Here is a 13,078-nt window from a genome sequence, read left to right as displayed (position 1 = left end):
GCTTGTTTTTTAGTATCTTGCTTGGCGTTTCGTCGAACGAATCGTGAAATAGAGGAACAGTTCCAGTATCGCGATGGCGATGAGAATGCCGCCGAACAGTTGGAACAAGACAAGTAGACTACTGAACGGATTCGTCAACATGAGAATCCCGACACCTATCCACAATAGACTTCCAATCAAAAACCAAAGCCATCGTCCCGACATCGATTGACGGTAACCGAGTGCCTGAATCAGGCGGATAATTCCACCGAATAAGAACAAGGCTCCGATCAAAATCGGGAGAAGACTAGCTAGCGTCTCTGCGAAGAAAAAGACGACCGCTGCCAAAATCAAATAGATGAGACCCATAAAGAAAGTGGGTGGCAACCCTCCCTGACGTCGACGCAACCCTTGAAAGATCATCCAAATCCCCATGATCGCTAAATAACCGGCAATGACATACACCATGACATCAAAGAAAAATCGAGGATATAACAGAATGAGAACACCAAGTACAAAATAAATGATCGCTTGCCATAACGTCGAACGTTCCAAACGCTGAATGAATGCCTCCATTTTCCCACACCTCCGTTTACTCGTTTCTATCTCTATTCCCCTCTGACTGGCTTGCAATCCCACAAAAAAAAGCTGAGCGTCAGAAGACACTCAGCTTAGCGATTATTTACGCTTTTTCTTTTTGTTTTTCTTTTCTTCTTCAGCAAGCGCTGCACGCTCTGCTTCTTTCGCAGCGATTTTCGCTTCAGCCGCAACCTTCATCTTCTCACGCATCGGGAGCATGATTGCCATCGTGACGATGATCGAGATGATATAACCGACTACCCAGTATAACGAAAGGGCAGCTGGGAGGTTGATCGACATGACGAAGATCATGACCGGGAAGATATAAAGCATCATCTTCAACTGCGGGTTCTGTTCTTGACCCGCCATTGAGATTTTTTGTTGTGCGAACGTCAAGATTGCCGCTAAGATCGGCAAGACGAACGTTGGATCCGGAGCACCGAGGTCGAACCATAAGAAGTTCGCTTCGAAAATCTCAGGTGTACGGCGAATCGCATCATAGAATGCGAAGAGAATCGGCATTTGAATCAAGATCGGCAAACATCCCGCGAGCGGGTTGATTTGGTATTCCTGATAAAGCTTCATCATCTCTTCTTGGAGTTTACGTTGTGTTTCCTGGTCTTTTGAGCTGTACTTTTCACGAAGCTTCAGCATTTCTGGTTGCAACACTTGCATCGCACCCATACTCTTCGTCTGCTTGATCATGAGTGGGAGAATCAATAACCGGACGATAATCGTCGCGATGATGATTGAAATCCCGTATTGCCACGGGCCACCGACCAAGTAAGCAACTTCCTTCAAAAGCCATGCGAGCGGCCATACAAAGTACTTCGCCCAGAAACCTTCTGTGTCAGCCGTTACTGGTTCGGCTTGGATGGTAGACGGATCCACACAGCCTGCCATCAGCATGATGACCGCGGTCATGGCAGCGAGTAATCCTAATTTTAGCTTTTTGCTCATAGTTCCTCCTACGCTTTCTTTATCAATTCTTTTTAACGCACACGTCGATCGGGCAATCTTATCAGACTCTAATTATATGAGAGAACAAATTCAGATTGTCATGGTCACCGGCCCTGCTTTTGCCAAACCTTGGCCCGTTTGAATACGTGTTTCAAACTCTCGGTCACTTCCGACTGCGTCAATGCGGTCGCAGGTTTTCGAGCGATGATGACATAATCATTCGGTGCAACGTTTGGTTCGAGCAAGCGAAGCGACTCACGCATCAATCGTTTCATCCGGTTCCGTTCCACAGCATTTCCAAGTTTCTTACTGACGGAAAGACCCACTCTGAAATGCGTTTGATCCGCTTTGAGCGTGTAGACGACAAACTGACGATTGGCCACGGAGCGTCCTTCGCGAAACACCGCTTGGAACTCTTCATTCTTTTGCAGGCGGTATTCTTTTTTCAAAATTCTCACTCCATCCTTCGCTTCAAAAATCGTCAACTAACATCATATCATATCCACATCATTTGAACGAGGGAGAATCCATGAAATACTACGTTTCTGTGACAAACTAAAAAATTGCCCGAGGAAAGGATCCCCGGGCAATCTTCATTCAGAATTATACAGTCAAGGCTTTACGGCCTTTACGACGACGAGCAGCAAGAATGTTGCGACCGTTTTTAGTCGCCATGCGTGCACGGAATCCGTGAACTTTCTTACGCTTACGGTTGTTAGGGTTGAAAGTTGGTTTCATGGTTACAGCACCTCCTCAAGATTAACGCTCTATTAGCAAGTTATAGTTTCATTTAAGGCAGTCTTTAAGATTATATAAATCGATTCAACAATTGTCAATGTATTTTCGGATGGTTTTCGAATTCGTAGAATGAGGCACTCAGAAAGCATTCATCCACATGGATTCGATCCTTATCCGAAGGACGAGTAGGGGGATGAATGTATACACAACCTTTACGTATTTTATAAACGGTCTTTATAAATAGCCACGTTGAGCCATTTTATCCACAAAATCTCGAAGTTATCCACATTTATATGTGAATAACTCCTCTTTTTTCATATTCTTATTCTTTATTTTTTCATTTTCTTCTTTTACAAAAACAATCTTTCATTTCACTCCTTCCTCTTTTGTGTATAACTTTTTCATCTCATATTCTATCATTAGTGCTTTATCCACAATATATCCACAGGTTATCCACAAAACACACAGCATGTGGATAAGTGGGTGTGGATACTTTTCTTTATCTGTGGATAAATACCAAAAAGCATTGCCACGTCTATTTTATTTTGCTAAACTGAATGTGCACAAACTTGTGGATGAACAATTCGTGATTCCAAGATATACACAGGCTGTGGATAAGTGTTATCCCCATAATGAACACCATGTGGATAACTTTATCCACAGTTTTTGTTCTCTGGGGATAACCCTAGTTTCTACTATAGAATAGTGTATGTGTATATCGTGTGAATAAGTTTTACCCAACATGTGAGTAAAGGAGGTCTTTCATTGAAGAATGCTCGCGAGATTTGGAGAAATGTCTTATCGGTAATCGAGGAAGAAGAACGAACTCCAAAAGCCAGTTTTGACATGTGGTTGAAATCAACCGAGGGGATATCATTGATGGGAACGACGCTCGTTGTGTCGGCACCCGCCAGTTTTATCGTCACGTGGTTAGAGCGACAGTATCTCTCTCTGTTACAAGATACAGTTGAAGAGATCACAAACAACAAGCTTGAAATTCATTTCATCGAGGAATCTCAAGCACACAAGTATGCTCCAGCGGATGGATCGTCAAATGAGTCCATCGCCGTGACAGAAACAAAAGAACAGCCCGTGCTATTACCTTCAAAAGAGGAAGGGGATCTTGGTCAACTGAATGACAAATACATTTTCGAGACGTTTGTCATCGGATCGGGGAACCGTTTTGCCCACGCCGCATCACTTGCTGTCGCTGAAGCACCTGCACGCGCCTATAACCCGCTCTTCATTTACGGAGGCGTTGGACTTGGTAAAACACATTTGATGCATGCGATTGGTCATTATGTAAAAGGTCAAAAACCGGGGGCTCGCATTGCCTATGTCTCTTCTGAGAAGTTCACAAATGAATTTATCAATTCGATTCGGGATAATAAGACCGGTGAGTTTCGGAACCGTTATCGAAACATTGATGTACTATTGATTGATGATATTCAGTTTTTAGCAGGGAAAGAACAAACCCAAGAAGAGTTTTTCCACACATTCAATGCATTGCACAACGATCAGAAACAAATCGTGATTTCAAGTGATCGACCACCAAAAGAAATCCCGACGCTAGAGGATCGACTTCGTTCACGCTTTGAATGGGGCCTAATCACAGACATCACACCACCGGACCTTGAGACGCGAATTGCGATTCTTCGCAAAAAAGCGACCGCGGAAGGGCTTGATATCTCGAATGAAGTCATGCTGTATATCGCGAATCAAATCGATACGAACATTCGGGAACTAGAAGGGGCACTGACACGAGTCGTCGCTTATGCAAAACTTGTCGGACGACCAATCGACCCGGACGTGGCAGCCGAAGCGCTTCATAATATCATGCCTGTCCAGGAAGCGAAGAAAATTGTCATTCGCGATATTCAAGAAGTTGTCGGTCAACACTTCAACATTCAAGTAGAAGAATTGAACTCGAAAAAGCGAACCAAGACGTTGGCATTCCCACGTCAAATCGCAATGTATCTCTCGCGGGAGATGACGGAGAGCTCTTTACCAAAAATCGGGGAAGAGTTCGGAGGGCGTGATCACACGACTGTGATTCATGCACATGAAAAAATTAGCACCCTTCTAAAGAACGATGTGGAAATGCAAGAGACGATTCAAACGTTGAAGAAGGCACTTTCTAACTAATGAAGAATTCTCTGTGGATATCCTGTGGATAAACCACCTTAGTTATCCACAAGTTATTCACAGGCGAAATGGCTTAACACGTATGGATTAGGGGACTTATCCCCAGTATCCACAGCCCTTATTACTATTATGACTTAATTAATACTATTATATTATTAGGAAATGGACTCATTTCACCTTAGGAGGAATTATCCACATGCATTTAACGATTCAACGAGATGTATTCATGCAAGCCGTACAAGACGTATCAAAAGCTGTGGCTTCACGAACGACCATTCCAATTTTGACAGGCTTGAAACTTGAGGCACATGCGGATGGCTTAACACTGACAGGAAGTGATACCGAGATTTCGATTGAACGCTTGATTCCAATCGAAGAGGGTGGAATTGAACTCATTCAAATTCAACGTGCTGGAAGCGTCGTGTTGAACGCACGCTTCTTAGGAGAAATTGTGAAGAAGTTACCGACGAACGAGGTCACACTCGAAGTTTCACCGAACTTCATGACGCGCATTGAGTCTGGTCAGGCAGAGTTCCATTTAAACGGTCTCGACCCGGATGAATATCCACGCCTACCTGAACTTGCGAGTGATCGTCGCTTCTATTTGCCGGCTGATCTATTGAAGACCATCATCCGTCAGACGAGCTTCGCTGTTTCTTCACAGGAGACACGTCCCGTATTGACAGGGGTTAACTTCTCAGCAGAGAAGGGCTTCCTTACATGTGTCGCAACCGATAGCCACCGTCTGGCGCTTCGTCGTGCGCGATTTGAGACAGATAACGATTTGACGTTCCAAAATGTCGTCGTTCCTGGTCGCTCACTCAACGAATTGGCAAAATTACTCGACCGTGAAGAGTTGCCGATTGAAATCGTCTTAACGGACCAACAAATTTTATTCCGTATGAAAAACATCTCATTCTTCTCTCGTTTGTTAGACGGTGCCTATCCAGATACGTCACGTCTCATTCCGGAAGAATATCGCACAGCCGTTCGGATGAATGCGAAAGAGTTCTTACAGGCCATTGACCGTGCATCGCTCTTAGCACGTGCCGATCGCAACAACGTCATTAAATTTGTGGCGGAAGATACAACGGCAGTTGAAGTCTCTTCACACTCGCCGGAAGTCGGAAAAGTGTCGGAACGTGTCAGCATCCTGTCGCTTGAAGGAGAAGAACTAAAAATTTCCTTCAACTCGAAATTCGTGATGGACGCGCTCCGCGCACTCGATGCATCTGAAATCGAAATCCAGTTCACGGGTTCGATGCGACCGTTCATTTTACGACCGGTTGAACAAGATAGTGTTCTTCAACTGATTTTGCCAGTCCGCACATCGTAAGCTGCGGATAGGGATGATGAGGTGTCTTGCCTTGTCATCCCTCTTTTTGCCTTATTCGACGATTTTCGATAAACTAATATGTATGGCGATTTTTTCAGATCAGCATGTGAGAAAGGAAGTGACGACATGGAAAAAGTGTCGATTACAACCGAGTATGTAACGCTCGGACAATTTTTAAAATTAGCAGATATCATCTCAAGTGGGGGACAAGCAAAGTTCTTTTTAGAGGATGTCATGATTAAAGTGAACGGTGAGCAGGACCAGCGCCGCGGTCGTAAATTAAGAGATGGAGATACAATCGAAGTCGAAGGCTTCGGGGAATATCAAATCGAGGGAAACTGACGTGCATTTAAAGTCGATCCGATTGCAAAACTATCGCAACTACGAAACCCTCGAGCTAGATTTTTCAGAACAGACGAATGTTCTGATTGGTGAGAACGCCCAAGGAAAAACGAATCTTCTCGAATCGATTTACGTACTTGCGCTCGCAAAATCGCATCGGACGACACAAGACCGTGAGTTAATCGGTTGGGAAGCCGATGCTGCGAGTATCGAAGGACGGATTCATAAACGGACGGGCGAATCGGTGCAGAGTCTCTCTTTTTCTCCTAAAGGCAAGAAAGCAAAGCTCAATCATTTGGAACAACGTCGTCTCAGTGACTATGTCGGCGCATTTAACGTCGTCTTGTTCGCCCCAGAAGACTTAGCCATCGTGAAAGGCAGTCCGCAAGGGAGACGGCGATTTTTAGATATGGAAATCGGTCAGGTCAGTCCGGTGTACTTACACGAGCTCAATCAATACTTGAAGACGTTGAAACAACGGAACGCCTTGTTGAAGCAGTTATCCACAAAAGGTGGCGACGAAACGTTACTTGAAGTCTTGACGGATCAATTGATTGAACTTGCCGTAAAAATTGTGATGAGACGCTATCACTTCATCGACCAGCTCGAAAAATGGGCCAATCCCATCCATTCCGGAATCACAAGAGAACTCGAAACACTGACGATTCAATACGTTTCCGACACGTTCCAAAAAGAACGCTTCTCAAAAGAACAGATGTTTGAAACGTATCGTCAAAAGTTTGATAAAATAAGAGAGAACGAACGACGAAGAGGTGTGACCTTATTTGGTCCGCATCGTGACGATTTTGAATTGTATGTCAACAATCGAAACGTTCAAACGTTCGGTTCACAAGGTCAGCAACGAACGGCGGCCTTGTCATTGAAGCTAGCTGAGATTGAATTGATTCATGAAGAAGTAGGCGAATATCCTCTGTTGTTATTAGACGATGTGTTATCTGAGCTTGACGATCATCGCCAAACCCATCTCCTCGATACGATGGGACGGAAAGTACAAACGATTTTGACTACAACAAACATTGACGGGATTGCACATGAGACCATTCAACAAGCTAAAGTGTTTCACGTGAAACAAGGTGAGGTTGAAACGGAGTCCGTGTAATCGTGGCAAGAAGGAACACCAAATCATGTATAGTAGGTGAAAATAACCGATGAGTAATGAAAATGAAAAAGAATTGCAAGCGTACGGCGCCGATCAGATTCAAGTCCTTGAAGGCTTAGAGGCTGTCCGTAAACGTCCAGGGATGTATATCGGTTCCACAAGCTCTCGCGGTCTCCACCATTTGGTATGGGAGATTGTCGATAACTCAATCGATGAGGCGCTCGCTGGTTATTGTGACACGATCACAGTGACGGTCGAGCCTGGGAACTCAATCGTTGTTGAAGACAACGGACGTGGGATTCCGGTCGATGTTCAAAAGAAAACGGGGCGACCTGCCGTTGAAGTTATTTTCACGGTGTTGCACGCAGGTGGTAAGTTCGGCGGTGGCGGATACAAAGTATCAGGTGGTCTTCACGGTGTCGGGGCGTCGGTTGTTAACGCCTTATCGACGAAACTTGAAGTGTTCGTTCGTCGCGATGGAAACGTATATTACCAATCGTTCAAACGTGGTGTTCCACAGGGTGAACTCGAAATCGTCGGGACGACCGACACGACAGGGACGACGGTCCGCTTCTTCCCAGACGGGGACATCTTCCAAGAAACACTCGAATATGACTTTGATCTGTTAGCGACACGCTTACGTGAGCTCGCCTTCTTGAACAAAGGGTTACGAATCGTGGCTAAAGATGATCGTAGTGACGAGACGATTGAGCGGAACTATCACTATGAGGGCGGAATCAAGTCTTATGTCGAGCACTTGAACCGCTCAAAAGCGTCGATTCATGAGGAGCCTGTGTACGTACACGGGACGAAAGACGGAATCGAAGTCGAGATCGCGCTTCAATACAACGAAGGTTTCGCAAGTAACATTTATTCATTCACGAACAACATTCCGACGCATGAAGGTGGGACGCACGAGACTGGATTTAAGACGGCGCTCACCCGTGCCATTAATGATTATGCGAAGCGATTCGGATTGATGAAGGAAGCCGATGGTAGCCTCTCAGGGGATGATGTCCGTGAAGGATTGACGGCGATTGTTTCGGTCAAGCACCCTTCTCCTCAGTTTGAAGGGCAGACGAAGACAAAACTCGGGAATGCCGATGCGCGTACGGCAACGGATACATTGTTCAGCGACACGTTCGAACAATTCCTACTCGAGAACCCGTCGGTCGGTCGCCTCATTGTCGACAAAGGCTTGATGGCGGCACGTGCGCGTCTTGCTGCGAAACGTGCACGCGAGATGACACGTCGGAAAGGGATTCTCGAAGTCAGTTCATTGCCAGGGAAATTGGCAGACTGTTCGTCAAAAGATGCATCGAAATCTGAACTATACATCGTTGAGGGTGACTCAGCGGGAGGTTCTGCGAAATCTGGACGTGATCGTCACTTCCAAGCCATCCTTCCGATTCGAGGGAAAATCATCAACGTTGAGAAAGCACGTCTTGATAAGATTTTGGCCAACCAAGAAGTCCGGACCATCATCACGGCTCTCGGAACAGGGATTGCCGATGAGTTTGACTTATCGAAAGCGCGCTATCATAAACTCATCATCATGACCGATGCCGATGTCGATGGTGCGCACATTCGGACGTTATTGTTGACGTTCTTCTATCGTTACATGCGCCCACTCGTTGAAAGTGGATATGTTTATATCGCGCAACCACCACTCTATGGTGTGAAGCACGGTAAAGAAACCATCTACGTTCAAAACGACCGTGAGTTGCAGGCAGCGATTGCACAACTTCCTGAAAATGCACGTTATAGCGTTCAACGTTACAAGGGTCTCGGAGAGATGGATCCTGAACAGTTATGGAATACGACGATGAACCCGGAAACACGTTCGATGCTTCGTGTCGACCTGCAAGATGCAATCGAAGCGGATGAAATCTTCGAAACGCTCATGGGTGACAACGTCGAACCACGCCGTGACTTTATTCAATCTCACGCCCATTACGTGAAGAACCTCGATATTTAATAAGAAGGGTAGGCAATAACGAATGGCAGAACAAGAAAATATCAAGGATATAAATATTAGCCAGGAGATGCGAACGTCGTTCATGGACTACGCGATGAGCGTCATCGTATCACGTGCCCTTCCGGACGTGCGAGATGGATTAAAGCCGGTTCACCGTCGTATTTTATATGCGATGAACGAACTAGGTATTCGCGCGGACAAGCCACATAAGAAGTCGGCGCGTGTCGTCGGGGACGTCATCGGTAAGTACCACCCACACGGTGACTCAGCCGTTTATGAGACGATGGTCCGCATGGCTCAGGACTTCAGTTATCGCTACGAATTAGTCGACGGTCACGGGAACTTCGGTTCAGTCGATGGCGACTCGGCCGCTGCGATGCGTTATACCGAGGCACGTATGTCTAAAATTGCGATGGAACTCGTACGAGACATCGGAAAAAACACGATTGATTATCAACCAAACTTCGATGGTGAAGAAAAAGAACCAGTCGTACTTCCGGCACGTTTCCCGAACTTCCTTGTGAACGGGACGAGCGGGATTGCCGTTGGTATGGCGACGAACGTTCCGCCTCATAACTTGAACGAGGTCATCGACGGTGTACTGGCGCTTTCTCACAACCCGGACATCACGATTGCAGAATTGATGCAACATATCCCAGGTCCTGATTTCCCGACTGCGGGAGAGATTTTGGGACGTAGTGGGATTCGTCGTGCATACGAAACTGGACGTGGATCGATTACGATGCGTGCGAAAGCTGAAATCGAGGTCTTGAAAAATGGCCGTGAACGGATCCTCGTGCACGAGATTCCTTACCAAGTCAACAAAGCGCGTCTCGTTGAAAAGATTGCCGATTTGGTTCGCGACAAGAAAATCGAGGGAATCACGGACTTACGCGATGAATCAGACCGTAACGGGATGCGCATCGTGATTGAAGTTCGCCGCGACGCGAATGCGAGTGTCATCTTGAATAACTTGTACAAGCAAACACCGATGCAAACGACGTTCGGTGTTAACATGCTCGCGCTTGTAGGCGGTCGTCCAAAAACGTTGAACATCAAACAAGCAATCTATTACTACATCGAACACCAAAAAGAGGTCGTGCGTCGTCGGACGCAATTCGATTTAGACAAAGCGGAAGCACGTGCCCACATTTTAGAAGGTCTTCGTGTTGCCTTGGATCACTTGGATGAAGTCATCGCCATCATCCGTAGCACACGCACAGGTGACGAGGCTCGTGAAAAGTTGATTGCCCGCTTTGGACTTTCGACTGAACAGACGCAAGCAATCTTAGATATGCGTCTCCAACGCTTGACTGGTTTGGAACGTGAGAAGATTGAAGGCGAATATCGTGAAGTGAAAGCGCTAATCGAAGAACTTCGTGCGATTCTCGGAGACGAAGAATTGCTACTCGATATCATTCGTAACGAGTTAATCGAAATCAAAGAGCGATATGGTGATGCTCGTCGTACGGTGATTCGTACGGATATCGTTGAACTCGAGGACGAAGATTTGATCCCAGTTCGCGACATGATGATTACGCTCACGAGCGAAGGATATATCAAGTCGATCCCATCGGATTCATATCGGACACAGCGCCGTGGTGGACGTGGGAAACAAGGTATGGGAACGAACGATGAAGACTTTGTGCTTCGTCTGCTCTCCGCGTCGACACACGATACCATCCTGTTCTTCACCAACTTCGGACGCGTCTTCCGTCTCAAAGGATACGAAATTCCTGAGATGAGCCGTACCGCGAAAGGGATGCCGATCATTAACTTGCTGCAAATCGACAAAGGTGAAAAAGTCGAAACGATGATTCCTGTCGATTTCAATAGTTACTTGGCTAACCAAACGGTAGCGGAAGAGACACAGGATGAGTCTGAAGAAGTAGCAGACGAGCAGTTGTCTCTCGTCTTCATCACGAAAGAAGGATTGATTAAGCGTTCGCCACTTTCGGCATACGCCCGAATCAACAAAAACGGTCTACGTGCCATCAGTTTGAATGAGACAGATGAACTCGTTACGGTCCGTTTAGCGAAGAGCGACGATGAAATGTTGATCGTCACACGCCAAGGTATGTCGATTCGCTTCCCACTCGAAGGAGAAGTTCGTTCGATGGGACGTACGGCACGAGGCGTTCGCGCGATTCGATTGAAGAAGGAAGACGATTTGGTCGTCTCGATGGAAATCGTTCGCACCACGCAAGACGTCTTGATTATCACTGAAAAAGGATACGGAAAACGTACGGCCATGGAACAGTTCCGCACACAAGGTCGTGGCGGTTCCGGTATCATCGGAATTAAGACAGATCGTGGAACAGTCGTCGGGATGCGTGTCGTTGATGAAGACGATGACATCATGCTGATGACCGAACTCGGTGTTGCGATTCGGATTGATTCACAAACGATCTCTCAAATGGGTCGAAGTACTCGCGGTGTGAAAGTGATGAACATCGAAGAGGGCGATCGTTTAGCGACTATCGCAAAGTTGAAAAAAGATGAATTAGAAGAGGAATCAGCAGTCGATTTGGAGAATGGGTTTGAGGATGAAGCACCTGAAACCGATGAATCGTCTGATGTGAATGAGTAAGACGAGAGGTCGAACGGTGTTTCCGTTCGATCTTTTCATATATTAGGAGGGATTCGCGTGCGTTTGAACTTATCCACTGTACATGTTGGGATGACGCTATTGTCACCCGTTTCTTCTTTAGAAGCCGGAATCCACTTAACCAATGAACATTTACGTTTGCTCCGTTTCTTAAAAATCGAAGATATCGATGTCGCACCTGTTGAACAGAAGCTCTTCACGTCTAAAGAAGAACAGCGCCTCTGTAATCAGGTCCTTCAATATGAGAAGCATTATAATCAGTGGGAAGAACGGATCGCACCTAACCCATATGAAGGTCTAGAATTCATTCATCAACTATTTCGTCAGGAAGTTCCGCTTACAGCGATCGTTCATTTCTTTACGCATCAGCCGTTGCGGAAAAATCATGTCATTTACCATTCCGTCTATCGAGCGCTCGTCGCCCGTGCCTTATCGAAATATCGAGGGGACGAACATCAACTCCAATTTGATTACGGGATTGCTTCTTATTTTGCAGATGCGAGCTACGCTAAAATTCGGAAATGGTCTCATATGCGTTATTTCACAAAAATGGAACGGGAGCTATTGTATCAACACCCACTCGTTTCGGCATCGATGCTCCCGAGTACTCAAACGTTACGAGGAAGAGTGTATCAATTGATTACCGAGCATCATGAGCGATTGGATGGATCCGGGTTTCCAAAACGTCTGACGGAACGCGAGTTGAATCCAGCCTCTCCTCTATTTATTGTCGCCGATCGCTTCTGTCAGTTAACAGCACCCCGAACGTTCCGAAAGCCGCTCTCTCCAGAGGAAGCATATTTCTATATGTGGCAGAACAAAGCCTATGATGGAGAAGCTTTGTCGCTTCTTGCGACATTACTTGGATTTTATGAAATCGGTCGCCCTGTTTTATTGAGCAGTGGAGTACGAGGAACGATATATGCCTATACGAATCGTGTCGAACAACCGATTGTGCTTGAAGCGACAGGGGAGAAAGAATATGATTTATCGCGATTAACCGATGTGAGCATTGTTGCATTTCAATAAGAAGAAACTAGCGATTCCATTCAACAAAATGAAATGGAATCGTCTTTATTTATTCTTTTTTAAAAACTTTCTTTTTATAGTTGACGGATATAATTACAGGTGCTATTATAAATGAGTCGCTAAGAGCGGCAGACGAACTTTGAAAACTGAACGATGAGGCAAAAAAAGTTTTACCATTTTTGAATGAAGCGCAAGCTTCGTCAATTTAAGAGCTATATCAAATTCTTTGGAGAGTTTGATCCTGGCTCAGGACGAACGCTGGCG

11 protein-coding genes are annotated in these 13,078 nt (G+C 45.9%); 7 read left to right on the top strand and 4 right to left on the bottom strand.

Annotated elements, in window-relative coordinates:
• Window positions 1-9: 9 nt before the first annotated feature.
• From KOG47_RS10455 to rpmH, 4 genes are all read right to left on the bottom strand, one after another.
• Entirely contained in the window at window positions 10-555 is a 546-nt protein-coding gene (locus KOG47_RS10455) for an HdeD family acid-resistance protein (RefSeq protein ID WP_215244197.1), read from the bottom strand.
• Between the two features lie 102 nt (window positions 556-657).
• A complete protein-coding gene (gene yidC, locus KOG47_RS10450; RefSeq protein WP_015880218.1) occupies window positions 658-1,518 on the bottom strand; it encodes a membrane protein insertase YidC in 861 nt (286 codons plus the stop codon).
• A gap of 104 nt (window positions 1,519-1,622) precedes the next feature.
• On the bottom strand, window positions 1,623-1,967 hold the full coding sequence (gene rnpA, locus KOG47_RS10445) for a ribonuclease P protein component (RefSeq protein WP_015880217.1): 345 nt from the start codon (window positions 1,965-1,967) through the stop codon (window positions 1,623-1,625).
• Between the two features lie 154 nt (window positions 1,968-2,121).
• Entirely contained in the window at window positions 2,122-2,256 is a 135-nt protein-coding gene (rpmH, locus tag KOG47_RS10440) for a 50S ribosomal protein L34 (RefSeq protein WP_015880216.1), read from the bottom strand.
• Between the two features lie 765 nt (window positions 2,257-3,021).
• On the opposite strand from rpmH, the gene dnaA reads away from it, so the two are divergent.
• The 7 genes from dnaA (at window position 3,022) to KOG47_RS10405 (ending at window position 12,814) form a co-directional block, all read left to right on the top strand.
• On the top strand, window positions 3,022-4,401 hold the full coding sequence (gene dnaA / locus KOG47_RS10435; protein WP_015880215.1) for a chromosomal replication initiator protein DnaA: 1,380 nt from the start codon (window positions 3,022-3,024) through the stop codon (window positions 4,399-4,401).
• Window positions 4,402-4,597: 196 nt separating this feature from the next.
• The gene (gene dnaN, locus KOG47_RS10430; protein WP_026824743.1) at window positions 4,598-5,737 is read left to right on the top strand and encodes a DNA polymerase III subunit beta; all 1,140 of its coding nucleotides are present in this window, start codon (window positions 4,598-4,600) and stop codon (window positions 5,735-5,737) included.
• Window positions 5,738-5,863: 126 nt separating this feature from the next.
• Window positions 5,864-6,079 (top strand): S4 domain-containing protein YaaA, encoded by a 216-nt coding sequence (gene yaaA / locus KOG47_RS10425; protein ID WP_015880213.1) that lies wholly within the window; start codon window positions 5,864-5,866, stop codon window positions 6,077-6,079.
• A gap of 1 nt (window position 6,080) precedes the next feature.
• Window positions 6,081-7,199, top strand: coding sequence for a DNA replication/repair protein RecF (recF, locus tag KOG47_RS10420; protein WP_159563190.1), 1,119 nt, complete (start codon window positions 6,081-6,083; stop codon window positions 7,197-7,199).
• 49 nt (window positions 7,200-7,248) lie between these two features.
• A complete protein-coding gene (gene gyrB / locus KOG47_RS10415; RefSeq protein WP_074035264.1) occupies window positions 7,249-9,177 on the top strand; it encodes a DNA topoisomerase (ATP-hydrolyzing) subunit B in 1,929 nt (642 codons plus the stop codon).
• Between the two features lie 22 nt (window positions 9,178-9,199).
• The gene (gene gyrA / locus KOG47_RS10410; protein ID WP_015880210.1) at window positions 9,200-11,767 is read left to right on the top strand and encodes a DNA gyrase subunit A; all 2,568 of its coding nucleotides are present in this window, start codon (window positions 9,200-9,202) and stop codon (window positions 11,765-11,767) included.
• A 57-nt stretch (window positions 11,768-11,824) separates the two neighbouring features.
• Window positions 11,825-12,814 (top strand): HD-GYP domain-containing protein, encoded by a 990-nt coding sequence (locus tag KOG47_RS10405; protein WP_196431642.1) that lies wholly within the window; start codon window positions 11,825-11,827, stop codon window positions 12,812-12,814.
• Window positions 12,815-13,078 lie beyond the last annotated feature (264 nt).

Source organism: Exiguobacterium sp. s121, assembly GCF_018617245.1.
Classification (GTDB): Bacteria; Bacillota; Bacilli; order Exiguobacteriales; family Exiguobacteriaceae; genus Exiguobacterium; species Exiguobacterium profundum.
The sequence above is the reverse complement of the archived record's forward strand: the minus strand, read 5'-3'. Positions and strand labels throughout refer to the sequence as shown.

What these genes read in the sequence shown, in the direction of transcription:
- dnaN (WP_026824743.1), top strand. Translation starts at nt 4,598, where the DNA reads ATGCATTTAACGATTCAACGAGATGTATTCATGCAAGCCGTACAAGAC.
- gyrA (WP_015880210.1), top strand. Translation starts at nt 9,200, where the DNA reads ATGGCAGAACAAGAAAATATCAAGGATATAAATATTAGCCAGGAGATG.
- gyrB (WP_074035264.1), top strand. Translation starts at nt 7,249, where the DNA reads ATGAGTAATGAAAATGAAAAAGAATTGCAAGCGTACGGCGCCGATCAG.
- KOG47_RS10455 (WP_215244197.1), bottom strand. Translation starts at nt 555, where the DNA reads ATGGAGGCATTCATTCAGCGTTTGGAACGTTCGACGTTATGGCAAGCG.
- rpmH (WP_015880216.1), bottom strand. Translation starts at nt 2,256, where the DNA reads ATGAAACCAACTTTCAACCCTAACAACCGTAAGCGTAAGAAAGTTCAC.
- yaaA (WP_015880213.1), top strand. Translation starts at nt 5,864, where the DNA reads ATGGAAAAAGTGTCGATTACAACCGAGTATGTAACGCTCGGACAATTT.
- yidC (WP_015880218.1), bottom strand. Translation starts at nt 1,518, where the DNA reads ATGAGCAAAAAGCTAAAATTAGGATTACTCGCTGCCATGACCGCGGTC.